Source organism: Micromonospora sp. D75, assembly GCF_018070405.1.
Lineage (GTDB): Bacteria > Actinomycetota > Actinomycetes > Mycobacteriales > Micromonosporaceae > Micromonospora > Micromonospora chalcea.
The window spans coordinates 1-21,925 of record NZ_JAGPXV010000005.1 but is presented as its reverse complement, the minus strand read 5'-3'; the positions used below and the strand labels follow the sequence as shown (position 1 = coordinate 21,925).

At 72.6% G+C, this 21,925-nt stretch carries 20 protein-coding genes and 1 pseudogene; 14 read left to right on the top strand and 7 right to left on the bottom strand.

Going from position 1 to position 21,925, the window contains the following annotated elements; all coding sequences use genetic code 11:
• Positions 1 to 41: 41 nt before the first annotated feature.
• The 8 genes from nuoH (at position 42) to KBX39_RS00905 (ending at position 9,352) form a co-directional block, all read left to right on the top strand.
• The gene (gene nuoH / locus KBX39_RS00940) at positions 42 to 1,394 is read left to right on the top strand and encodes an NADH-quinone oxidoreductase subunit NuoH (protein WP_030500777.1); all 1,353 of its coding nucleotides are present in this window, start codon (positions 42 to 44) and stop codon (positions 1,392 to 1,394) included.
• Between the two features lies 1 nt (position 1,395).
• Positions 1,396 to 2,043: an NADH-quinone oxidoreductase subunit NuoI gene (gene nuoI / locus KBX39_RS00935; RefSeq protein ID WP_030500778.1), complete on the top strand. Its 648-nt coding sequence runs from the start codon at positions 1,396 to 1,398 to the stop codon at positions 2,041 to 2,043.
• Positions 2,040 to 2,810: an NADH-quinone oxidoreductase subunit J gene (locus KBX39_RS00930; protein ID WP_043327303.1), complete on the top strand. Its 771-nt coding sequence runs from the start codon at positions 2,040 to 2,042 to the stop codon at positions 2,808 to 2,810. Before nuoI ends, KBX39_RS00930 begins: the two co-directional genes overlap by 4 nt.
• Positions 2,807 to 3,106 (top strand): NADH-quinone oxidoreductase subunit NuoK, encoded by a 300-nt coding sequence (gene nuoK, locus KBX39_RS00925; protein ID WP_013283611.1) that lies wholly within the window; start codon positions 2,807 to 2,809, stop codon positions 3,104 to 3,106. Before KBX39_RS00930 ends, nuoK begins: the two co-directional genes overlap by 4 nt.
• A 79-nt stretch (positions 3,107 to 3,185) precedes the next feature.
• Positions 3,186 to 5,075 (top strand): NADH-quinone oxidoreductase subunit L, encoded by a 1,890-nt coding sequence (gene nuoL / locus KBX39_RS00920; RefSeq protein WP_231915645.1) that lies wholly within the window; start codon positions 3,186 to 3,188, stop codon positions 5,073 to 5,075.
• Positions 5,076 to 5,139: 64 nt separating this feature from the next.
• Positions 5,140 to 6,672: an NADH-quinone oxidoreductase subunit M gene (locus KBX39_RS00915; protein ID WP_030500781.1), complete on the top strand. Its 1,533-nt coding sequence runs from the start codon at positions 5,140 to 5,142 to the stop codon at positions 6,670 to 6,672.
• Positions 6,669 to 8,222 (top strand): NADH-quinone oxidoreductase subunit NuoN, encoded by a 1,554-nt coding sequence (nuoN, locus tag KBX39_RS00910; protein WP_043327299.1) that lies wholly within the window; start codon positions 6,669 to 6,671, stop codon positions 8,220 to 8,222. Before KBX39_RS00915 ends, nuoN begins: the two co-directional genes overlap by 4 nt.
• A gap of 89 nt (positions 8,223 to 8,311) precedes the next feature.
• The gene (locus KBX39_RS00905; protein ID WP_043327297.1) at positions 8,312 to 9,352 is read left to right on the top strand and encodes a polyprenyl synthetase family protein; all 1,041 of its coding nucleotides are present in this window, start codon (positions 8,312 to 8,314) and stop codon (positions 9,350 to 9,352) included.
• Positions 9,353 to 9,376: 24 nt separating this feature from the next.
• Here KBX39_RS00905 and KBX39_RS00900 read toward each other — a convergent pair whose 3' ends face one another.
• Positions 9,377 to 10,567, bottom strand: coding sequence for an MFS transporter (locus KBX39_RS00900; RefSeq protein WP_064448435.1), 1,191 nt, complete (start codon positions 10,565 to 10,567; stop codon positions 9,377 to 9,379).
• 153 nt (positions 10,568 to 10,720) lie between these two features.
• Between KBX39_RS00900 and KBX39_RS00895 the strand changes: the two genes are divergently transcribed.
• On the top strand, positions 10,721 to 11,503 hold the full coding sequence (locus tag KBX39_RS00895; RefSeq protein WP_030503712.1) for an IclR family transcriptional regulator: 783 nt from the start codon (positions 10,721 to 10,723) through the stop codon (positions 11,501 to 11,503).
• Positions 11,504 to 11,576: 73 nt separating this feature from the next.
• Here the strand turns inward: KBX39_RS00895 and KBX39_RS00890 are convergent, their stop codons facing one another.
• On the bottom strand, positions 11,577 to 13,700 hold the full coding sequence (locus KBX39_RS00890; protein WP_210868756.1) for a PhoX family phosphatase: 2,124 nt from the start codon (positions 13,698 to 13,700) through the stop codon (positions 11,577 to 11,579).
• A 169-nt stretch (positions 13,701 to 13,869) separates the two neighbouring features.
• Here KBX39_RS00890 and KBX39_RS00885 point away from each other — a divergent pair, with 169 nt between their 5' ends.
• Both KBX39_RS00885 and KBX39_RS00880 read left to right on the top strand, forming a co-directional pair.
• Complete coding sequence (locus KBX39_RS00885) at positions 13,870 to 14,439, top strand: sigma-70 family RNA polymerase sigma factor (protein ID WP_036343884.1); 570 nt, start codon at positions 13,870 to 13,872, stop codon at positions 14,437 to 14,439.
• A complete protein-coding gene (locus KBX39_RS00880) occupies positions 14,436 to 15,125 on the top strand; it encodes an anti-sigma factor (RefSeq protein ID WP_043327293.1) in 690 nt (229 codons plus the stop codon). The genes KBX39_RS00885 and KBX39_RS00880 overlap by 4 nt, the downstream gene beginning before the upstream one ends.
• Before the next feature lie 84 nt (positions 15,126 to 15,209).
• Here the strand turns inward: KBX39_RS00880 and rarD are convergent, their stop codons facing one another.
• The 4 genes from rarD to eccE form a co-directional block, all read right to left on the bottom strand.
• Positions 15,210 to 16,139, bottom strand: a complete 930-nt coding sequence (gene rarD, locus KBX39_RS00875; RefSeq protein WP_166455705.1) for an EamA family transporter RarD — start codon at positions 16,137 to 16,139, stop codon at positions 15,210 to 15,212.
• Positions 16,136 to 16,624: a GNAT family N-acetyltransferase gene (locus KBX39_RS00870; RefSeq protein WP_064448439.1), complete on the bottom strand. Its 489-nt coding sequence runs from the start codon at positions 16,622 to 16,624 to the stop codon at positions 16,136 to 16,138. Before KBX39_RS00870 ends, rarD begins: the two co-directional genes overlap by 4 nt.
• A gap of 97 nt (positions 16,625 to 16,721) precedes the next feature.
• Positions 16,722 to 17,108: a phage holin family protein gene (locus tag KBX39_RS00865; RefSeq protein ID WP_030503717.1), complete on the bottom strand. Its 387-nt coding sequence runs from the start codon at positions 17,106 to 17,108 to the stop codon at positions 16,722 to 16,724.
• Between the two features lie 59 nt (positions 17,109 to 17,167).
• Positions 17,168 to 18,952, bottom strand: a complete 1,785-nt coding sequence (eccE, locus tag KBX39_RS00860; RefSeq protein WP_069088822.1) for a type VII secretion protein EccE — start codon at positions 18,950 to 18,952, stop codon at positions 17,168 to 17,170.
• A 246-nt stretch (positions 18,953 to 19,198) separates the two neighbouring features.
• On the opposite strand from eccE, the gene KBX39_RS00855 reads away from it, so the two are divergent.
• Together KBX39_RS00855 and KBX39_RS00850 are read left to right on the top strand one after the other, a co-directional pair.
• Complete coding sequence (locus tag KBX39_RS00855; protein WP_030503719.1) at positions 19,199 to 19,516, top strand: WXG100 family type VII secretion target; 318 nt, start codon at positions 19,199 to 19,201, stop codon at positions 19,514 to 19,516.
• A 20-nt stretch (positions 19,517 to 19,536) separates the two neighbouring features.
• Positions 19,537 to 19,830: a WXG100 family type VII secretion target gene (locus KBX39_RS00850; RefSeq protein ID WP_043327280.1), complete on the top strand. Its 294-nt coding sequence runs from the start codon at positions 19,537 to 19,539 to the stop codon at positions 19,828 to 19,830.
• A gap of 46 nt (positions 19,831 to 19,876) precedes the next feature.
• On the opposite strand, the gene mycP is transcribed toward KBX39_RS00850, so the two are convergent.
• A complete protein-coding gene (mycP, locus tag KBX39_RS00845; protein ID WP_210868754.1) occupies positions 19,877 to 21,082 on the bottom strand; it encodes a type VII secretion-associated serine protease mycosin in 1,206 nt (401 codons plus the stop codon).
• A gap of 152 nt (positions 21,083 to 21,234) precedes the next feature.
• Here mycP and KBX39_RS33065 point away from each other — a divergent pair.
• Positions 21,235 to 21,925 (top strand): annotated as a pseudogene (locus tag KBX39_RS33065) (hypothetical protein); the annotation flags it as partial.

Genomic DNA, 21,925 nt, shown 5'->3' with positions numbered 1-21,925 from the left:
GAGCGAGTACGCCTCGCGGTCGCGAACGAAAGGTCGGTGCAGTGAATCTCTACCTCGCGGCGCAGGACCCGACGCTTGCCGACTTCGGCAAGGACCCGTGGTGGCTGGTCCTCGGCAAAATCCTCTTCGCGTTCGTCGTCGCCGTGGCGGCCACGCTGCTGGGCGTCTGGTTCGAGCGCCGGGTCGTGGGCCGGATGGCGGTGCGGCCCGGCCCCAACCAGGCCGGACCGTTCGGTCTGCTCCAGACGCTCGCCGACGGCGTGAAGCTGGCCTTCAAGGAGGACATCCTCCCGCGCAAGGCCGACAAGGTGGTCTACTTCTTCGCCCCGGTGATCTCCGTGGTCTGCGCGGTCACCGCGCTGTCGGTGATCCCGTTCGGGCCGATGGTGAGCATCTTCGGGCACCGCACGCCGCTGCAGGTCACCGACGTGTCGGTGGCGGTGCTGGTGGTGCTGGCCTTCTCCTCGCTGGCCGTGTACGGCATCGTGCTCGGCGGCTGGGCCAGCGGCTCCACCTACCCGCTGCTCGGTGGTCTGCGCTCCGCCGCCCAGCTGGTGTCCTACGAGGTCACCATGGGCCTGAGCGTGGTCGCGGTCTTCATGACCGCCGGCACCATGTCGACCAGCGGGATCGTCGCCGCGCAGGGCGACGGCACCCGGCTGAGCATCGGCGGCTTCGACCTCGCCGCCCCCGGCTGGTACGCGATCCTGCTGCTGCCCAGCTTCATCATGTTCTTCATCGCCATCGTCGGTGAGACCAACCGGGCGCCGTTCGACCTGCCCGAGGCGGAGTCGGAGCTGGTGGCCGGCTTCCAGACCGAGTACAGCTCGCTGAAGTTCGCGCTGTTCATGCTCAGCGAGTACGTCGCGATGGTGACCATGTCGGCGTTCACCGTGACGCTGTTCCTCGGCGGCTGGCACGCGCCGTGGCCGATCACGATCTGGTCGGGCGCCAACGAGGGCTGGTGGCCGATGCTGTGGTTCTTCGGCAAGGTCATCCTGCTGGTGTTCGTCTTCGTCTGGCTGCGCGGCACGCTGCCCCGGCTCCGCTACGACCAGTTCATGCGCTTCGGCTGGAAGGTGCTGCTGCCGCTGAACCTGGTCTGGATCATGGTGCTCGCCGGGCTGCGCTCGATCGAGGACTGGCAGGCCCGGGACCGGCTGCTCGTCACCGCCGTCGGCGCGGGCGTGCTGCTGCTGGTCACGCTCTTCTGGCCGAGCCGGAAGAAGGAGCTGAAGCCGTCGCCCCAGGAGCAGGCGGACAGCCGGCCGTACGGCAGCTTCCCGCTGCCGCCGATGGATCTTCAGGTTCCGCCGAGCCCGCGTACCAAGCGCGTGCTCGCCGAGCGGGAGCCGGCCAACGTGGTCGCCGGCCCGGACTCCAGGGAGGTGTGACGTGGGCGCGATCACCGGAACGTTCAAGGGCTTCGGTGTCACCTTCTCGCACATGTTCAAGAAGGTCGTCACCACCGACTACCCGTTCAAGCCGCCGGTCTCGGCGCCGCGCTACCACGGGCGGCACATCCTCAACCGGCACCCGGACGGGCTGGAGAAGTGCATCGGCTGCGAGCTGTGCGCCTGGGCCTGCCCGGCCGACGCGATCTACGTGGAGGGTGGCGACAACACCGAGGAGCAGCGCTTCTCCCCGGGTGAGCGGTACGCCAGCATCTACCAGATCAACTACGCCCGGTGCATCTTCTGCGGGCTCTGCATCGAGGCCTGCCCGACCCGTTCGCTCACCATGAGCAACGAGTACGAGCTGGCCCGGGACAACCGGCAGGACCTGATCTTCACCAAGGAGCAGCTGCTCGCGCCGCTGCTCGAAGGCATGGAGCAGCCGCCGCACCCGATGCGGCTGGGCGACAGCGAGAAGGACTACTACGTCGGCGCGCTGACCAACCCGGGCACCTCGGCCGGCGCCGAGCGCTCGCCGATGGGCCCCGGCCGGTACCAGGTGGAGGAGCACCCCGGCGTGACCTTCCCCGGCGCCGAGCAGGCCGAGCAGCGGTCCGCCGCCGCGGCGGGCAAGGGAGGCAAGGCATGACCTCGGCAACGGTGCTCGCCGCTGCGGGCCAGGTGTCCGGGGGTGAGGAGGTCACCTTCTGGATCCTCGCCCCGCTGGCCCTGCTCGGGGCGGTCGGCATGGTGTGGGCCCGCAACGCGGTGCACTCCGCGCTCTGGCTCGTGCTGACCATGCTCTGCCTGGGCGTGTTCTACGTGCTCCAGGCGGGGCCGTTCATCGGCATGGTGCAGATCATCGTCTACACCGGCGCGATCATGATGCTGTTCCTGTTCGTGCTGATGCTCGTCGGCCGGGACGCCTCCGACTCGCTCATCGAGACGCTGCGCGGCCAGCGGGTCGCCGCCGTCGTCCTCGGGCTCGGCTTCGCCGGCCTGGTGGGCAGCGGCCTGTACCGCGCGCTCGACGGCGTGCCGGCGGCCGGGCTCGACGAGGCGAACGCCGAGGGCAACGTGCAGGGCATCGCCCGGCTGCTGTTCACCAAGTACGTCTTCGCCTTCGAGCTGACCTCGGCGCTGCTGATCACCGCCGCGGTGGGCGCGATGGTGCTGGCACACGTCGAGCGGCGCAAGGCGGACCGGATGGACCAGATCGCCACCATGAAGGCGCGGTTCCGCCCCGGCAACTACCCCGGCCCGAAGCCCGGCCCGGGTGTCTACGCCACCTCCTCCTCGGTGGCCACCCCGGCCCGCCTGCCCGACGGCCGGCTGACCGACCGCAGCATCCCGGAGATCCTGCCGGTGCGCGAGCTGACGGCCGAGGAGACCGCACCGAAGGGGACGGACAAATGACCCCGGACTACTACCTGATCCTCGCGGCGGTGCTGTTCACCATCGGCGCCGTCGGCGTGCTGGTCCGGCGCAACGCGATCGTGCTGTTCATGTGCATCGAGCTGATGCTCAACGCGGCCAACCTGACCCTGGTCACGTTCAGCCGGATCAACGGCGACCTGAACGGCCAGATCATGGCGTTCTTCGTGATGGTGGTCGCGGCGGCCGAGGTCGTGGTCGGTCTCGCGATCATCATGGCGATCTTCCGTACCCGGCGCTCGGCGAGCGTCGACGACGCCAACCTGCTGAAGTACTGAGGGGCTCGTGGTGGAACAGATTCTGACGATCGCCCAGTCTGAGCCAGCCGAGGCCGTCACCTTCGCCACGGCGGACGGGATGCTGGGCTCGGTCTGGCTTCTGGTGGCGATCCCGCTGGTCAGCGCGGCGATCCTGCTGCTGCTCGGCAAGCGGGCCGACCGCTGGGGCCACTGGCTCGGCGTGGGCGCCATCGGCGCCGCCTTCCTGCTCGGTCTCACCTACTTCTTCCAGCTTCGCGGCCTGGAGAACAAGCAGGTCGAGCTGAGCCTCTGGGACTTCATGGCGGTCGGCAACCTGAGGGTGGACTTCGGTCTGCTCTTCGACCCGCTGGCCGCGGTCTTCGTCCTGCTGATCACCGGGGTGGGTTTCCTGATCCACCTCTACGCCGTGGAGTACATGGCGCACGACGCGGGCCGGCGACTGTTCTTCGCGTACTTCAACCTGTTCGTCGCCGCGATGTTGCTGCTGGTGCTCGGCAACAACTACGTGATGCTCTACTTCGGCTGGGAGGGCGTCGGTCTGGCGTCGTACCTGCTGATCTCCTTCTGGTACGGCCGGCCGAGCGCGGCCACCGCCGGCAAGAAGGCGTTCCTGATGAACCGGGTCGGCGACGCCGGCCTGGCCATCGGCATCTTCATCATGTTCGCCATGCTCGGCACCACCCAGTACGACGAGGTGTTCAACGGGGTCGGCTCGATGACCTCGACCACCGTGCTGGTGCTCGGTCTGCTCCTGCTGCTCGGCGCGGCCGGCAAGTCCGGCCAGTTCCCGCTGCAGGCGTGGTTGCCGGACGCGATGGAGGGCCCGACCCCGGTGTCCGCGCTCATCCACGCGGCCACCATGGTCACCGCGGGCGTCTACCTGATCGCCCGCTCCAACGCGATCTTCTCGGCCAACGAGACGCTGCAGCTCGTGGTGGTCAGCGTCGGCGCGCTCACGCTGCTGATGGGCTGCATCATCGGCGCGGCCAAGGACGACATCAAGCGGGTGCTGGCCTGGTCGACGGTCAGCCAGATCGGCTACATGTTCCTCGGCGTCGGGCTCGGCGGCGGAGCGTACGCGCTGGCCATCGTGCACCTGCTGGCGCACGGCTTCTTCAAGGCCAACATGTTCCTCGGCGCCGGCTCGGTCATGCACGGCATGAACGACCAGGTGGACATCCGCCGCTTCGGCGGGCTGTCGAAGTACATGAAGGTCACCTGGCTGACGTTCATGATGGGCTGGCTCGCCATCATCGGCATGTTCCCGTTCTCCGGCTACTTCTCCAAGGAGCCGATCATCGTGGCCGCGTTCGAGCGGGAGGGCTGGACGGCCTGGCTGTTCGGCATGGCCGCGCTGCTCGGCGCCGGGCTCACCGCGTTCTACATGACGCGGCTGTTCGTGCTCACGTTTCACGGCCCGAAGCGCTGGACCGAGGACATCGAGCACCCGCACGAGTCGCCGAAGCTGATGACGATCCCGCTGATCCTGCTGGCGATCGGCTCGGTCGGCGCGGGCTTCCTGCTCGCCACCTCCGTGCCGGACTGGCTCACCGCCACCAACGGGCTCGGCGGCGAGAGCGGGGAGCACGCGCCGGTGCTGGCGCACTGGCTGCTCACCGCGCTGTCGCTGCTGGTCACCGTGCTGGGCGCCGGGCTGGCCTGGTTCCTGTTCCGGGGCGGTACGGCCACCGAGCCGCAGCCGGCCGGCGTGGTGGTCACCGCCGCGCGCCGGAACCTCTACACGGACGCCTTCAACGAGGCGGTCTTCGAGAAGCCGGGCATCTTCCTCACCCGGGCGCTGGTGTTCCTCGACAACCGGGGCGTGGACGGGCTGGTCAACGGCCTGGCCGCCGCCGTGGGCGGAGGCTCGGGCCGGCTCCGGCGGCTGCAGACCGGCTTCGTGCGGTCGTACGCGACCTCGATCCTGACCGGCGCGCTCCTCGTGGTCGCGGCGTTCCTGGCGGTGCAGGCGGGGTGGCTGGCGTGATCGACCTCAACGCGGCCGCCCCCGCCGGCGGGCCACGCAGTCACGACGGAGGTAAGGCCGAATAATGTCCAACTTCCCGTTCCTCTCGGTGCTGACCGTGGCGCCGCTGGTCGGCGCCCTGGTGGTGGCGCTGCTGCCACGCAGCCGTCCGGACCTGGCCAAGCTGGTGGCGTTCGGCTGGTCGCTGCTGGTGCTGGTGCTCTCGGTGGTGATGTGGTTCGCCTTCTCCGCCGGTGGTGACCGGTTCCAGTTCCGCGAGTCGTACCCGTGGATCCCGAACTGGGGCGTGAACTTCACCTTCGAGGTGGACGGCATCGCGCTGGTCATGCTGATGCTGATCGCGATCCTGGTGCCGCTGGTGATCCTGGCGTCCTGGCACGACGCCGAGGCGTCGAAGCGCTCGGTGCCCGCCTACTTCGCGCTGCTGCTCGTCCTCGAGTGCACGATGATCGGCGTCTTCGCCGCCGCCGACGTCTTCCTGTTCTACGTGTTCTTCGAGGTCATGCTGGTGCCGATGTACTTCCTGATCGGCAGCTACGGCGGCCACCAGCGGCAGTACGCGGCGGTGAAGTTCTTCCTCTACTCGCTGGTCGGCGGTCTGTTCATGCTGGCCGCGGTGATCGGCCTCTGGGTGGTCGGCGGGAAGACCTTCGACTGGCAGGCGCTGAGCCAGGCGGAGTTCGCCACCGACACGGCCCGCTGGCTGTTCCTCGGCTTCTTCGTCGCCTTCGCGATCAAGGCGCCGTTCTTCCCGTTCCACACCTGGCTGCCGGACGCCGGTGGCGCGGCCCCGGCCGGCGCCGCCGCGCTGCTGGTCGGCGTGCTGGACAAGGTCGGAACGTTCGGCATCCTGCGCTACTGCCTCCCGCTGTTCCCGGAGGCGTCGCGGTGGTTCGCGCCGTGGGCGCTGGCGCTGGGTGTCATCGGCATCATCTACGCCGCGCTGCTGGCGGTCGGCCAGAACGACCTGAAGCGGCTGGTGTCGTACACCTCGATCGCGCACTTCGGGTTCATCGGCATCGGCATCTTCGCCTTCACCACCCAGGCCGGCACCGGCGCGGTGCTCTACATGCTCAACCACGGCCTGGCCACCGGCCTGCTGTTCCTGGTGGTCGGCATGCTGATCGCCCGGCGCGGCTCGGCCCTGATCAGCGACTTCGGCGGCGCGGGCAAGCTCGTGCCGGTGCTGGCCGGCGTGCTGTTCTTCGCCGGTCTGGCCTCGCTGGCGCTGCCCGGCACGGCGCCGTTCGTCTCCGAGTTCCTGGTGCTGATCGGCACGTTCACCGTCAACAAGCCGGTCGCGGTGATCGCCACGCTCGGCATCATCCTGGCGGCGGCGTACGTGCTGTGGATGGTGCAGCGCACCACGCAGGGCACGCTGAACCCGGCGCTGACCGAGGTCGAGGGCATGCGCCGGGACCTCACGCTGCGCGAGAAGGTCGTCGTCGCGCCGCTGATCGCGCTGATCGTGCTGCTCGGCTTCTACCCGAAGCCGGTCACCGATGTCATCAACCCCGCCGTCCAGGCGACCATGCAGGACGTCGGCAAGTCCGATCCCGCCCCTGAGGTCGGCAGCGTCCAGGAGGCCGCGAAGTGAGTGAACTGAAGCTGCCGTCGATCGACTACGCGGCGCTCGCTCCGATCCTGATCATGCTGGGCGCGGCCCTGGTCGGGATCCTGGTCGAGGCGTTCGTGCCGCGTCGGCTGCGCAACGCGGTGCAGCTCGGGCTCGCCCTGGTGGCGATGCTCGCGGCGATCGTGATGGTGATCCTGAACGCGGACGCCCGGCTGATCACCATCGGCGGGGCCATCGCGGTCGACGGGCCCACGCTGTTCCTCCAGGGCGCGATCCTGGTCCTGGCCGTCATGGCGCTGCTGCTCGTCGGCGAGCGCACGGTGGAGCGGGGCGGCGCGTTCGTGGCGCACGCCGCGGTCACCGCCGAGTCGGCCGAGGACCGCCGGCAGGCCGAGGGCGTCGGTGGCGCCACCGAGGTCTACCCGCTGATGTCGTTCGCGATCGCCGGCATGCTGATCTTCGTGGCGGCGAACGACCTGCTGACCATGTTCATCGCGCTCGAGGTCTTCTCGCTGCCGCTCTACCTGCTCTGCGCGCTGGCCCGCCGCCGGCGTCTGCTGAGCCAGGAGGCGGCGCTGAAGTACTTCATGCTCGGCGCGTACGCCTCGGCGTTCTTCCTGTTCGGTGTCGCCCTGATCTACGGCTTCACCTCCGGCATCCCGGGCCGTGGGGCCGGCGTCGACTTCGCCACCGTGCACGCGGCGGTCACCGACTCCTCGTCCAGCCCGGTGCTGCTCTTCGCCGGCATGGCGCTGCTCGCCATCGGCCTGCTGTTCAAGGCCGCCGCCGCGCCGTTCCACGTCTGGACGCCGGACGTCTACCAGGGCGCGCCGACCCCGGTCACCGGCTTCATGGCCGCCTGCACCAAGGTCGCCGCGTTCGGCGCGCTGCTGCGCGTCTTCCACGTGGCGTTCGCCGGGGCGTCCTGGGACTTCACCCCGGTGCTCGGCGCGATCGCGGTGCTGACCATGCTGGTCGGCGCGGTGCTCGCGGTCACCCAGACGGACATCAAGCGCCTGCTTGCGTACTCGTCCATCGCGAACGCCGGTTACCTGCTGGTCGGTGTGCTGGCGCCGAGCCGCGAAGGGCTCTCCGGCACGATGTTCTACCTGGCCGCGTACGGCTTCTCGGTGCTCGCCGCGTTCGCCGTGGTGACGCTGGTGCGCGACGCCGACGGGGAGGCCACCCACCTGTCCCGTTGGGCCGGGCTGGGCCGCCGCTCGCCGTTCTTCGCGGCGATCTTCACGTTCATCCTGCTGGCCTTCGCCGGCATCCCGCTGACCAGCGGCTTCACCAGCAAGTTCGCGGTCTTCGGCCCGGCCCTGGAGGCGAACCAGGCGTGGCTGGTGATCGCCGGTGTGCTGACCAGCATGGTGCTGGCCTTCCCGTACCTGCGGGTCGTGGTGATGATGTGGCTGTCCGAGCCGGGCGAGTCCACCCCGACGGTGACCGTGCCGGGCGCGCTCACCTCGGCGGCGCTGGTCATCGGCGTGGTGGCCACGCTGGCGTTGGGTGTGGTCCCCGGTCCGCTGCTCGACCTGACCACCGGTGCTGCCGAATTCGTCAGATGACCGACGTGATCCCACCGGGGGCCGGTACGCCGTGGCGTGCCGGCCCCCGGCCCGTATCCCCCTCGACGAGCAGGTCGAACGGGTGTGGCATGGTTGAGGACGTGGCGAATCCGGCTGGCGAGCGTTCAGGTCAGTTCGGCGCGCTCGGCCTGCACCTCGCGGACCCGCGCGTCGAAGCCTCGGTGCTGGGCGTGCTCGACCGGGTCGAGACGAGCCTGCGGGCGAGCGTGGCGAGCGCTGACCCGCTGGTGACCGAGGCGTCCCGGCACCTGGTCGAGGCCGGCGGCAAGCGGTTCCGCCCGCTGCTGGTGGCGCTGAGCGCCCAGTTCGGCGACCCGGAGGCCGCGCAGGTCGTCCCGGCCGCCGTGGTGATGGAACTCACCCACCTGGCGACGCTCTACCACGACGACGTGATGGACGAGGCCGCCGTGCGGCGGGGCGCGCCGAGCGCCAACTCCCGCTGGACCAACTCGGTGGCCATCCTGGTCGGCGACTACCTCTTCGCCCGGGCCGCGGACATCGCCGCCGAACTGGGCACGGAGGCGGTACGCCTGCAGGCGCGCACGTTCGCTCGGCTGGTGCACGGCCAGATCGCCGAGACGGTCGGCCCACGCGACGACGACCCGGTCGCGCACTACCTGCACGTGATCGCCGAGAAGACCGGTTCGCTGATCGCCACGTCGGCCCGCTTCGGCGGCATGTTCGGCGGCGCGTCGCCCGAGCACATCGAGGCGCTCGCCGGGTACGGCGAGATCATCGGCGTCGCGTTCCAGCTCTCCGACGACCTGCTGGACATCTCCAGCGAGTCGATCCAGTCCGGCAAGACGCCCGGCACCGACCTGCGCGAGGGCGTGCCCACCCTGCCGGTGCTCTACGCGCTGGCCTCGGACGACGCGGACGCGGCGAGCGTACGGCTGCGGGAGATCCTGGCCACCGGCCCGCTGGTGGACGACGCGCTGCACGCCGAGGCGCTCGGCCTGCTGCGGGAGTCCCCGGCGCTCAAGCGGGCCCGGGAGACGGTACGCAGCTACGCCGAGGACGCGCGGGCCCGGCTGGCCCCGCTGCCCGAGAGCCCGGCGCGCCGCGCGCTGGAGTCCCTCTGCGACTACATCGCCGACCGCACCAGCTGACCCCCGCACCCAGGGCGAGGGCGGTCAGCCGAGCGCGGGGGCGCGGCGGAGCAGGCGGGCGCCGAGCAGCATCAGCACGGCGGCCACGAGCATGGCTGCCGCCGCCGTCAGCCACATCGCCGGGTAGCCGGCCGCGCCGGCCAGCGCGCCCAGGCCGAGCGGGCCCAGGCAGCCGCCCGCGTACACGCCGGTCTGGGTGATCGAGGTGGCGGCGGCCGGGGCCTGCGGGTGCAGCCGGACCACCGCGAAGTTCATCAGCCCGGGCCAGGCCCAGCCGAGCCCGAAGCCGAGCACCACGCCCGCGACCAGCGGCGCGGAGCCGGCCACCGCGAGCAGGATCAGGCCGACCGACCCGGTCAGCAGCATCCCGGCGATCAGCCCGACGTGCCCGTCGGCGCGCCGGTCGGCGAGCCAGCCGACGCCCACCCGGGCCAGCACGCACACCGCGCTGCCGAGCGTGAGCGTCAGGCCGGCCAGGCCGGGGGAGAGACCCCGCGTCGCCGCCGAGTCGACCAGGAACGTGCCCAGCGCGTTCGCCGCGGCTGCCGCCAGCGTCGCGGCCAGCCCGATGACCACGAGCGGGGCGGTGCCGCCGTAGCGGCCCCCGGAGGCGGCCCGGGCGTGCCGGTCCCGTCCGGTCCGGGGTACGGCCGGCAGCGCGGCCAGCGCCGCCCCGGCGGCGACCACGAAGGCCCAGCGCCAGCCGGCGGTGAGCGCGACGGTGGGGACCGCCACGCCGGCCAGCAGCGTCGCGACCGGGATGGCGGCCTGCTTCACGCCGAACGAGAGCCCCTGCCGGTGGGCGGGCACGTGCTCGGCGAGCGCGGCGTTGCTGGCGAGCTGTCCGAGGGCGTTGGCGGCGGCGCTGAGCGCCAGCAGCGTCACCAGCATCGGGTACGACCGGGCCAGCCCGGCCACGGCGAGCAGGGAGGCGGCGGAGAGCAGGATGCCGGCGCGGGCGACGGTGGCCGGGCCGTACCGCTCGACCAGGGCCCCGGAGGGCACCGAGGCGAGCGCGCTCACGCCGAAGTAGATCGAGACGGCCAGGCCCAGGCCGGCCGGGCTGAACCGGAGTTCGTCGCCGAGCTGCACGGCGAGCCCGCCGACGAGGAAGACGGGCAGGACGCACACGATCGTGGTGACGGTGGCGCCGGCGCCCGCCCGGACCGCCCGCCGGGCCGACGCGGGTGCGTCTTGCGAAACTGTTTCAGTCATTGCGAGCACACCCTACGCCCGCACGTTTTGGCTGCTCATCGTGTCCGTCGACCTACCGTCTGTGTCCGGTGATCTGGCATCCTCCATCCGAACAGGCATTTCGCACTCGGCCGGTTTTTCATATGGTGTAAGTCCCCGGCGGCGGAGGTGGTTGTGCGCGACCCCTTGGCGGAACCCTCGGACCTGATCCGCAGCGTGTCCCGCGCGCTTCGAGTGCTCGAGTCGGTCGGCCGTGCGCCGAGAGGGCTCACCGTGAAGCAGATCGCCCGGCGTTGCGAGTTGACAGTCGCCACGACCTACCACCTTGTCCGCACGCTCGCGTACGAGGGCTACGTGATCCGGCGCGAGGACGGGACGTACATCGTGGGGTTGGAGGTGGCCGACCGCTACCGCGAGCTGGTCACCGCGTTCCGCGGGCCGCCCGCGGTCGGCGAGGCGCTGCGCCGCGCGGCGTCGGACACCGGCTGGAGCCACTACCTCGGCCGTTTCATCGGCGGGCAGGTGGCGGTGACCGCCTCCGCCGAGGGGCCACGCTCGCCCTTCCTGGAAGACCTGGTGCCGGGCTTCGACGAGGGCGCCCACGCCACCGCGCTCGGCAAGAGCCTGCTCGCCACGCTCACCACCGAACAGCGCTTCCGCTACCTGCGCGAGTACGGCATGCGCCCGTTCACCACCGCCACCCTCACCACCGTGGAGGCGTTCGAGGCCGACCTGGCCGCCGGTGACCGGCGCGGCATGCAACTGGAACTCGGGCAGTTCCGGCAGGGCGTGGCGTGCGCGGCGGTGCTCGTCGCCCCGGACAAGGACATCGAGCGCCGGGTGGTGCTGGCGTGCGCGCTGCCGGCCGGCGAGATGATGACCTCGGCCCGGGTGGTCCGCGCGAAGCTGCTCACCGCCGCCAGGTCGATCGCCGACGGCATCGCCTCCGAGAACTGACGAAGGGCCGCCGACCTGGTGGGTCGACGGCCCCTCGCGGAGCGGACCAGCGCCGGACCGCTCCCGGGGTGGGTCAGCTGCCGACCGGGCCGCCGTCGAGGCGCCAGGTGACCACCACGCCGGGCTTGGCGAAGTCGCCGTCCGGCCAGGTGGAGGCCGGGTTCTCCACCGACGCGCCGGTCACCTCGCCCGGGTGCTGCACCGCCACGAAGACCGAGCGGTTGTCACCGGTGATGAACGGGCCGCAGGTCTCCGCGCCGAGCGGCACGGTGAGGAACTGCTTCAGGTGGCCCCGCTCCGGGCCCTCCACGGCGGTGGCGAACAGGCCGTCGTTGCTGCCCAGCGCGTTGCCGTCGGTCGAGATCCACAGGTTGCCGGTGGCGTCGAAGGCGACGTTGTCCGGGCAGGAGATCGGCGAGACCCTGGTCTTGTCGTACCCGGCGAAGTACGTCGAGGCGTCGGCCGGGTCGCCGCAGACGATCGGCAGCGACCAGGCGAAGGTCTCGGCCGTGTTGTCGCCGCGGTCCTCGACCAGCTCCAGGATCTGCCCGTGCCGGTTGCTGTTGCGCGGGTTCGCCTCGTCGGCCGGGGCCTTGCCCGCCTTGCCGCGGTCGCTGTTGTTCGTCAGCGCCACGTACACCTTGCCGGTGAGCAGGCTCGGCTCGACGTCCTCGGGGCGGTCCATCTTCGTCGCGCCGACCTTGTCCCCGGCCAGCCGGGTGAACGTGAGCACGTCGGCGGCGGTCATGCCGTCGACGTACGAGCGGTTGCCGCTGACCAGCTTGATCCAGCGGCCCCGGCCGCCGAAACCGCCGTCGGCCGGGAGCTTGCCGGAACCGTCGATCTCGGCGGCCGGGCTGTCCCCCTCGATCCTGGCGACGTAGAGCGTGCCCGACTCCAGCAGCGTCAGGTTGTGCCGCCGGGCCACCGAGGACTTGCCCGGCATGAACTTCTTGTCCGACACGAACTTGTAGAGGTAGTCGAAGCGCTCGTCGTCGCCCATGTACGCGACCACGCGGCCGTCGCGCGCCACGATGACGTTCGCGCCCTCGTGCTTGAACCGGCCCAGCGCGGTGTGCTTGCGCGGCTTGGACTGCGGGTCGAACGGGTCGATCTCGACGACCCAGCCGAACCGGTTCGCCTCGTTGGGGTGCCGGGCCAGGTCGAAGCGCTCGTCCGCCCGGTCCCACTTGCGGCTGCCGCTCGGGTAGCGCACGTCGGTCGGGATGCCGTAGCGGGTCAGCTTCGCCTTCTGCTCCTCGGCCACCGCGTCGCCGCCGACGAAGTACTGGTTGAAGTTCTCCTCGCCGGAGAGCACAGTGCCCCACGGGGTGACGCCGCCGGCGCAGTTGTTGAGCGTGCCGACGACGGTCCGGCCCTTCGGGTCGGCGGCGGTACGCAGCCACGCCGACCCGGCCGCCGGGCCGGTCATCTCGAACTTCGTCGCCAGCGCCGTGACCCGGCGGTTGTACTCGCGCCGACCGCGCCGGACCGGCTGCCACTGCCCGGTGTTCTCCACCCGCTCCAGCTCGACCACTGACATGCCGTGCGCGGCCATCGCCACCCGCACCTGCTCCACGGTCAGCGCGTCCTGGCTGGTGAAGCCGGGGAACATGAGGTCCTCGTTTGTGTACTCGTGGTTCACCACGAGCAGCGCGCGCCGACGGTCGATCGGCAGCACGCCGACGAAGTCGTTGTTGTAGCCGAACTGCTTGGACTGGGCGGCGGCGGTCTGCCGGCCCAGGTTGAACGCGGGCGCGCCGGGCACGACCTCGTCACCCCAGCGGATCACCACCGAGTGGTCGTACCCGTTCGGCACGACGAGCGTGTCGAGCTTGTTCGGCGGGATCGGCTTGAACGTCAGCGCGCCGCTGCCGGGACGCCCCGGGCCGGTGGCGGCCACCCCGCCCTCGCCGGGCACCGGCGGAGCGGCGGGGGCGGCGGCCGCCGGGGACCCGGCCAGCGCGCCCGCCGCGGCGCCGCCGAAGCCGAGCACCAGCGCGCCGACCGCGCCGGCCCGGACCACGCCGCGCCGGGAGATCTCGGTGTCGACCACGTCCCCGAAGTACGGGTTGTCGGTCGGGTTGGGCACCGGGTGGTCGCAGGCGTTGCCGCACCGGTACAGACAGGTCATCGCGTCGCGGCTGCCGTGGCGGGTGCCACCGAGCAGCGGAAGCAGGCGAGGCCGGTCGCTCATGAGGTGGAGCCTCCAGATCGGACGAGGGGGAAGGCGCACGGGCGAGGGAGCCCGCGCTCACCCGCCGGACGCTGCCAGGGCACCGTGAGCGGCGGTCGGCCCGCAGCTGAACCGGACGTGAACAGCTCCGTCGTGACCTGCGGCTGAACCGTTCGGCGACACGGCACGTATGGAAGGGCGTACACATCGCCGGTCTCCCCGCCGCCGGAAGCGAGGTACCGCCATCAGCGACCACGACGCCCAACTGCTGCGCGCGCTGCACGACGAGCATGCCGACGCGCTGTACGCGCACGCCCTGCGGCTGGTCAACGGCGATCGGCCCCGCGCCGAGGACCTGGTGCAGGAGACGCTGCTGCGCGCCTGGCGGCACCCCGAGTCGCTGGACCCGCGACGCGGCTCGGTACGCGCCTGGCTGTTCACCACGGCGCGGAACCTGGCCATCGACGCCTGGCGGCGGCGCTCGGCCCGGGTCGGCGAGGTGTACACGGACGAACTGCCGGAGACCGCCGAGACGGTCGACGAGACGGAGCGCGCGGTGGAGGCGTGGACCGTGGCCGAGGCGCTCAACCGGCTCAGCCCGACCCATCGGGAAGTGCTCGTCGAGTGCTTCTACCAGGGGCGTTCGGTGGCGGAGGCGGCGGCGCGGCTGGGCGTACCGCCCGGCACGGTGAAGTCGCGTACCCACTACGCGCTGCGCTCACTACGGTTGGCGCTGGCCGAGATGGGGGTGACCGGATGACACGCTGCGAGTTCGCTCACGACGACGGGGCGTACGTGCTTGGTGCCCTCGCCCCGGCGGACCGGGTCGCCTACGAGCGGCACCTGGCCGGCTGCGCCCAGTGCCGGGAGGCGGTGGCCGAGATCGCCGTGCTGCCCGGCCTGCTGGGCCGGCTCGACCCGGCCGGCCTGGAGCAGTTCCTGGAGGTCGGGCCGGAGACGTCGCGGGTGCCCGCGCTGCTCGACGCCGCGCGGGAGCGCAAGCGCCGCGAGCGGTCCCGCTCCCGCCGCCGGTACGCGCTGACCGCGCTCGCCGCCGCCGCGCTCGCGGTGCTGGCCGGCGTCGGGGTGGCGCTGGTCCAGCCGCCGGCTGAGCCGTCCACGCCGCAGGTGGCGTTGACCTCCATGCGGCCGGTGGCCGGGACGGTGCCGGTGCACGCCGAGGTGGGGCTGACCGAGACGCCGTGGGGCACCGAGGTCACCATGCACTGCGGCTACGACAGGCGGGCCGGGCACCGGGAGGCGTACACGTTCCGGCTGGTGGCGCACGGCCCGGACGGCGCGACGGAGCAGATCGGCTCCTGGCTCGCCGCCCCCGGCGACGACCTGCGGTTCTCCGGGGTAACCCGGTTCACCAAGGGTGAACTGGTCCGCCTGGAACTCCTCCGAGGCGCCAATTCCCCCGTCCTGGCTTACGACTTCCGCTGACCGCCGTCCCCTCCCCGTTGATCTTGCAGTTGCGGCCCTCGGCGCGGGTGATTGGTCCCTTTCGCCGGGGCGGTAAGTGCAAGATCAACGGGACGGGGTGGGTGCGGCGGCCGGGGTGGGGGTGCGGGTGGCCTGGCGGGTGCGGTGGGAGTGGCGCAGGGCGTCGGCGGTGAAGACCATCAGGGCCAGCCACACCAGCGCGAAGCCGGCCAGCCGGACCGGGGGCATCGGCTCGTGGAAGATCAGCACGCCGCAGCCGAGCTGGAGGATCGGGGCCAGATATTGCAGCATGCCGACAGTGGACAGCGGCAGCCGGTTCGCCGCCCCGGCGAACAGCAGCAGCGGGATCGCGGTGGCGGCGCCGGCCAGCACCAGCAGCGCGGTGTGCCCGGCCGAGACGTGCCCGAACGTCGAGTCGCCGCGCGCCGACAGCCAGCCCAGGTACGCCAGCGCGGGCAGCGCCAGCACCGCCGACTCCACGAACAGCCCTTCCGTGGCGGGCAGCGCGAGGCGCTTCTTGACCAGGCCGTACCCGGCGAAGCTGAACGCCAGCGTGAGCGCCAGCCAGGGCAGCCGGCCGTAGTCGACGGCGAGCACCGCCACCGCGAGCCCGCCGACGCCGAGCGCCGCCCACTGCGCCGGGCGCAGCCGTTCGCGCAGCAGAAAGACGCCGAACAGCACCGACACCAGCGGGTTGATGAAGTACCCGAGCGCCGTCTCCACCACCCGGTCGGAGTTCACGCCGTAGATGTACGTGCCCCAGTTGACGGCGATCAGCGCGGCCGCGAGCCCGATGCCGGCGATGGCCCGCGGCCGCCCGGCCAGCCTGCGCAGGAAACCGGCGTGCCGCGTGGCGGCCAGCAGCAACGCCACGAACGCCACCGACCAGAGGATCCGGTGCGCGAGGATCTCCATCGGCCCGGCCGGGCGCAGCAGCTTCAGGTAGATCGGGAAGAAACCCCAGATCAGGTACGCGCCGACGCCGTACAGGTAGCCGAGCCGGAGCTGGTTCACCGCTCCACCGTAAGTGGTGGATCTGTCTGCTGATCCTTATCGGTGACCGGCGTCACCCGCTGATCCAGCTCCATCCACCGATCCGGCGCGACCGGGCGGAAGCCGAGCTTCGCGTAGACCCCGTGCGCGTCGAGCGTCGCCAGCAGGATCCGGCGTACGCCCAGCTCGGCCAAGTGGTCGCGGACCGCGCCGGCCAGCCAGGTGCCCAGCCCGCGACCGCGCTCGGCCGGGTCGACGTAGACGTCGCAGAGCCAGGCGAACGTGGCGCGGTCGGTGACCACCCGGGCGACAGCGACCTGCCGGCCGTCACCGGGGCGGTAGACGCCGAAGCCGATCGAGCCGGCGAACGAGCGCGCGACCGTCTCCCGCTCCCGCCCCCGCGCCCAGTAGGCGTCGCCGGCGAGCCAGGCGTGCACCCGGTCCAGGTCGATCCGGTCCGGGTCGGTGCTGATCTGGTAGCCGTCCGCGCGGGTCACAGTGAACACCCGCCGACGCTAGCGCCGACACCCGGGCCGCTCGCCAGCCAATTCCCTCCTGGTGGCCCCGGCCGGTCGCCGTCGCGCCGGGCCGGGGCCGGGGGTGTCAGTCGCGGTCGAGGACGGCGCCCAGGATCCAGGTGACGATGCCGACGAACAGCGCGCCCAGCACCGCCTCCGGCCAGAACCCGTCCACGTGGAAGGGCAACCCGGCCTCACCGGCGATCCAACTGGTGAGCAGGAAGAGCAGGCCGTTCACCACGAGCGCGATCAAACCGAGGGTGAGCAGGTAGAAGCCGCAACCCACGGTCTTGATGATCGGCTGGAGCACCGCGTTGACCACTCCGAAGATCACCGCGACGAGAACCAGCGTGATCACGGTCTCGGTGGCCGACCCGGAGTCCAGCGAGATGCCGGGGATGAGCAGCGTGGCGAGCCAGAACGCCACTGCCGTCGAGCCCACACGAATCAGAAGACCCTTCAGGAAATCCATGGCCGGGATCGTGCCACGGACGTACCACCAGGGAAAGCAGCGTGACGCCCCCGCGCGCCTCAGCGTCGCGCCGGGCGACCGACCAGTTGCGACTCCACAGGCGTCGGTGAGAGCAGCGCCCACCGCAGGGCCCGCCGGTTGACCACCGCCACCATGTCGTCGCGGATGCGGGTCAACCAGTCGGCGGATCCGCCGAGCCCGAGCGCCGCTCCGGCCAGCGCCGCCTCGTCCGGGTCGAGTGGCTGCAGGATCGCCAGGTCGGCGCGGGCCAGCGTCGCCGTGTCGGCCGCGGTCAGCTCGTCGCGGACCACGAGCACGGACTGCCAGGCCGCGTCCGGCCCGGCCTCCGGCGGCACCGGGCCGACGTCGACCACCACCAGCAGCGGGCACAGCGGTGAGGCGGGCGCGCCGCCGGGCGGACGCCCCGGCGGAAGCAGCGGTACGCCGCCACCGAGCGTCCCGACGCCGCGGACGAACGGCTCCCAGGCCCGGGGACGGCCGGTCTGCACCGCCACCCGGGCACCCAGCGCCAGCGCCCGCAGCACGAGCAGTTGAGCGGCCGGCACACCGCCGATCAGCAGCACCCGTGTCGGGGCGGGCCGGAACAGGCGCACGGTGAGCGCGGCGCCGTGGCGGTTGGCGCCCACCATCAGGCCGGCGGTGGCCGGGGGCAGTTCCAGTGCGGGCGGCGGCGACCCGGACCCACCGGTCACCCCGAGCGGCAGCGTGGCGGCGAGCCCGGCCAGGTGCTCCCCGTCGAGCCGGCGCAGCTCCCCGCCGACGTCACCGGCGACGCGCCGAAGCGTCCGATCCACCGCCGACAACTCGTCCGCGCTGCCGGCGGCGACCCGCACCGCCAGCTCGGCCGGGGCCGGATTCGTCCCGGCGCGGGGTCCGACCGTCAGCGCGACGGTGGTGGCGGTGGCGGGCACCGCGAGCAGCCGGGTGACCAGCCCCGGGGAGGGCTCGCCCCGCGGATCGGGCCACCGGCGCAGTCGCCAGGTGGCCTGCGCCAGCCCGCCCACGGTGAGCAGCGGCCACGTCTCCCGGACCGGGGCGCCGGGCTCGTGATGGGCCAGCTCTGCGATCACCCGCAGCGCCGCGTCCCCGCCGAGCGGCCGGGCGGTGAGCGGCCCGAGCCGGCGGACGATCCGCCGCAGCGTGCCGGAGAGCGCCCGCAGCAACTCCTCGTCCGGCCAGCCGTCCGCCCGCAACACCTGGACGGCCAGGACCGCGCGCGTCCGCCCCGGCACCCGGCCGTCGGTGAGCTGCCGGTAGGACGTCCCGGCGGGACCGCCCGCGACGGCCGGCACGGGCGCGGGGGAGGACGAGAAGACGAGCTGCAACCGGACCGCTGGGGCGTCCGGGCCGCTCGGCGGGAGCAGGTCGGACGGTACGGGCAGCCGGCGCGCGTGGTCACCGAGCAGGTCGTCCGGGTCGCCGAGTTCCAGCAGCGCGGTCAGGCCGGCGGCGTCGTGCAGCACCGCGGCCGGACCGCCGGCCAGCTCGGTGGAGCCGGCCACCGCCCCCGGCCGGACCAGTTCCAGCAGCGCCGCCGGGTCGGCGGCCGACGGCAGGGCGCGGCGCCGGGTCAGGTACGCGACGGCGGTGACGAGCCATTCGTGCAGCCAGCGGCCGCGTACCCGGATCCACGCGGCCGGCAGCATGAGCGCGGCGGTGAGCAGCGCGGCGGCGGTCGCCACGAAACCCCGCCCGGCGGCGGCCACCAGCACGGCCGCCGCGACCTGTGTCGCCACGACCTGACCGGCCCGCTGCCGCGCGCCCGGCCGTCGTGTCCACAGTGGGGCGGACGCGGCCGGCCGGGTCGTTGTCGTCGCGGCCACCGCACCTCCTCGCCCGGGTCCCGCTGTGACATCACCGTGGCACATCGTAATGGCCGAGTTGTCCACAGGGGAGCCCGAGGGGGTAGCAGAACCGGAGTGGGGCGGCTACCGTCAGCGACGAAATCGTCGAGTCGCGTGTCCGCCGCCGCCTGGTCTTCCCCTCCACCGGCCCCGGGCGCCCCCGGCGAGTCCACGGTGGTCACCGGGGTGACCAGCCACGACCGAGGAGACGAGGTGACGTCCGGGATGTCCCAGACCCAGGCAGAAGCCGCGGTGATGCAGCAGACCGCCGCGAAGTTCGAGCAGGTCGACCAGTCGCTGCAGACCATGCTCAGCGGCCTGATGGCCGAGCTGGAGGTGCTGCAGCAGGCCTGGCGGGGCGCCGGAGGGCGCTCGTTCGCGCAGGTCAAGCAGCAGTGGGCGCAGGACCAGGCGGCCCTGCAGCGGGCGCTGCGGGAGACCGCCACCGCGATCCGCACCGCCGGCCGGCAGTACGACCTGTCCGACACCGAGGCCGCCGGCCGGGTGGCGGGCACCAACCGCGGCATCCAGCTGCCGCTCTGACAACCGGAAGGATCGAACTCATGGAGCACGGTGTGCTGGTCGTCAACTTCGCCGCCCTGCAACAGGCCGGCGCCGACATCCAACGGGCGTTGTCCACCCTGGAGAGCCAGCTCGGCCAGTTGGAACGCGACGCCGCCCCGCTGGTGGCGAGCTGGAACGGCGCCGCCCGCGAGGCGTACGAGGTGCGGCAGTCCCGGTGGCGGGCCGCCTCGCAGGACCTGCAGGCGATGCTGCGCGACATCAAGCTCGCGGTGGAGGATTCCGCGGCCGACTACCTCGACACCGAGAAGCGCAACACCAACCTGTTCCAGTGAAGCGTCCCGTGCGGCCCGGGTCTGCCGATCCGGGCCGCACGGCGGTTCAGGCCCGGTCGGCCGCCCGCCAGCGGCGCCGTGCTCCGCGCGGCAGCACCAGGGCGAGCGCCGCCACGAGTGCCACGGTCCCGCCCACGACGGCGGCGGTCAGCAGCGCCCGGTCCCGGGCCGTCCCGCGGCGAGCCTCGCGGGCCAGCGCGGCCGGATCTGGCCGGTCGGCGGGCAGCGCGGCGCCCGGCCGGGGCCGGAAGTCCATCACGCCCGCCGACTCGGTCACCGCCCGGTACGGGTTGAGCACCCCCGCGCCGTAGCCGGTCTCCCGTCCCGGGGCCGGGTCGGCGGCGGCCACGATCCGGGCGGCCACCTCGTCCGCGCTCAGCCGGGGCCGGTACTGACGCAGCAGCGCCGCGGTGCCGGCCACGAACGGAGTGGCGTAGCTGGTGCCCTCCGCCCGGTGGTGTCCCTGGCGGGGCGCCGCCATCAGCACCTCGCTGCCCGGGGCGACCACGTCGACGTACGGGCCGGTCTGGGAGAACGCCGAGCGGGTGCCGTCCGGGCCGATCGCGCCCACCCCCAGCACGCCGTCGTACGCGGCCGGGTAGGGCCGGGGATCGCCGTTGTCGTGCAGGTTCCCGGCGGCGGCCACCACCACCACGTCCTGTCGCAGCGCGTACGCGACGGCGGCGCGCACGTCGGGGTCGTCCGCGTACAGCACGACCGACAGGTTGAGCACGTCGGCGTCGTGGTCCACCGCCCACCGGATCGCCCGGGCGAAACCGGCCGCGTCGACGGTACGCCCCGACTCCCGCCCCTCGACCACCTGCTGCTCGCTCACCCGTACCGGGAGGATGCGCGCGTCCGGCGCGAGGCCGCGGAACGCGACGCCGGGCTGCGGGGCGGCGGCGACGATGCTCGCGACACCGGTGCCGTGCCCGGCGCAGTCCCGGGTGCCGTCCCCGCCCGGGTCGAGGAAGTCGGCGCCGGACAGGACGCGCCCGGCGAGCTGCGGATGGGACCGGTCCACGCCCGAGTCGATCACCGCGACCACGACTCCGGCGCCGGTGGCGAGCGGGGCGAGCCGGTCCGGGGCGTACCGTTGCTGCGGCCACGGCTGTTGCGCGACCGGCCGCGCCGGGGCGGGTGGCGAGGCACAGCCGGCCGGCGCGCGAGCCGCCGCGGGGGCGACCGGAGACCCGACGGCGAGGAGCGTCGCCAGGGCGGCCACGGCCGGGTGCGCGACAGGCCGATACATCGACGACCTCCGTAACGTGTCGGCTCCGGGACGGGATGTTATCGCCTCGTGGACATCGGGGCGGACCGTCGATGGCCAGAAGTCCTGATCTTGCTGCCACCTTGTAGGTTGTAGGCGATGCCTGTGGCCTGTTCGCGGAAGGAGAGGTGGCCGTGACCGGATGGGAGCCGGCCACCGAGGCCGAGGTGGCGATGCGGGACGCGCTGCGCGCCCAGGACCAGCAGCAGTACTTTCGGGTGCTGACGCGCGTCGATCTGTTCCTGCCGGTCACGGGCGGCCCGGCCGGCGGATGGGGCACCTGGACCTCCGGCGGCCGCACGCACGTGCTCGCCTTCACCTCCGCCGCCGCGCTGCGGGCCAGCCTGGGGGAGAACGCCGGCACGGCCCGCCGTGTCCCCTACCCGGAACTGGCGGACGGCTGGCCCAACCCGGAGTGGTGGCTGGCGGTCAACCCCGGGCTGCCGATCGAGGGCTACCTGCCCGCCTGGTACGTCGCTCAGCTCTCCCGGGGCGACGTCCGGCTGCCCGGGCGGACCATGGGCGCTCGGGCCCGGCTGGAGCGGGTGGAGGGCGCGGCCCGGAGCGCGCGCAACGGCGTACCCGATTCCGCGCCCCGCCCGTCCGCCGTACCCGTCCCGCCGGCCGCCGTCCCGCCCCCTGTCGTTCCGGCTCCCGCGGTTCCACTCGCAGCCGTTCCGCCTCCCGCGGTGCCGCCTCCGGCGGTGCCGGGCGACCGGGGCGGACGGCGGACTGCGGACGACGAGCCGCCGTCGGTGCCGGTACGCGGCGGTTCGGTGCTGGGGCGGCGGCTGCCGACCGTGCCGCCCCGCCGCCGGGAGCCGG

What these genes read in the sequence shown, in the direction of transcription:
- KBX39_RS00905 (WP_043327297.1), top strand. Translation starts at nt 8,312, where the DNA reads ATGGTTGAGGACGTGGCGAATCCGGCTGGCGAGCGTTCAGGTCAGTTC.
- KBX39_RS00865 (WP_030503717.1), bottom strand. Translation starts at nt 17,108, where the DNA reads ATGGATTTCCTGAAGGGTCTTCTGATTCGTGTGGGCTCGACGGCAGTG.
- KBX39_RS00880 (WP_043327293.1), top strand. Translation starts at nt 14,436, where the DNA reads ATGACACGCTGCGAGTTCGCTCACGACGACGGGGCGTACGTGCTTGGT.
- nuoK (WP_013283611.1), top strand. Translation starts at nt 2,807, where the DNA reads ATGACCCCGGACTACTACCTGATCCTCGCGGCGGTGCTGTTCACCATC.
- KBX39_RS00900 (WP_064448435.1), bottom strand. Translation starts at nt 10,567, where the DNA reads ATGACTGAAACAGTTTCGCAAGACGCACCCGCGTCGGCCCGGCGGGCG.
- mycP (WP_210868754.1), bottom strand. Translation starts at nt 21,082, where the DNA reads ATGTATCGGCCTGTCGCGCACCCGGCCGTGGCCGCCCTGGCGACGCTC.
- KBX39_RS00915 (WP_030500781.1), top strand. Translation starts at nt 5,140, where the DNA reads ATGTCCAACTTCCCGTTCCTCTCGGTGCTGACCGTGGCGCCGCTGGTC.
- KBX39_RS00930 (WP_043327303.1), top strand. Translation starts at nt 2,040, where the DNA reads ATGACCTCGGCAACGGTGCTCGCCGCTGCGGGCCAGGTGTCCGGGGGT.
- nuoL (WP_231915645.1), top strand. Translation starts at nt 3,186, where the DNA reads ATGCTGGGCTCGGTCTGGCTTCTGGTGGCGATCCCGCTGGTCAGCGCG.
- KBX39_RS00855 (WP_030503719.1), top strand. Translation starts at nt 19,199, where the DNA reads ATGTCCCAGACCCAGGCAGAAGCCGCGGTGATGCAGCAGACCGCCGCG.
- KBX39_RS00885 (WP_036343884.1), top strand. Translation starts at nt 13,870, where the DNA reads ATGGAAGGGCGTACACATCGCCGGTCTCCCCGCCGCCGGAAGCGAGGT.
- KBX39_RS00890 (WP_210868756.1), bottom strand. Translation starts at nt 13,700, where the DNA reads ATGAGCGACCGGCCTCGCCTGCTTCCGCTGCTCGGTGGCACCCGCCAC.
- KBX39_RS00850 (WP_043327280.1), top strand. Translation starts at nt 19,537, where the DNA reads ATGGAGCACGGTGTGCTGGTCGTCAACTTCGCCGCCCTGCAACAGGCC.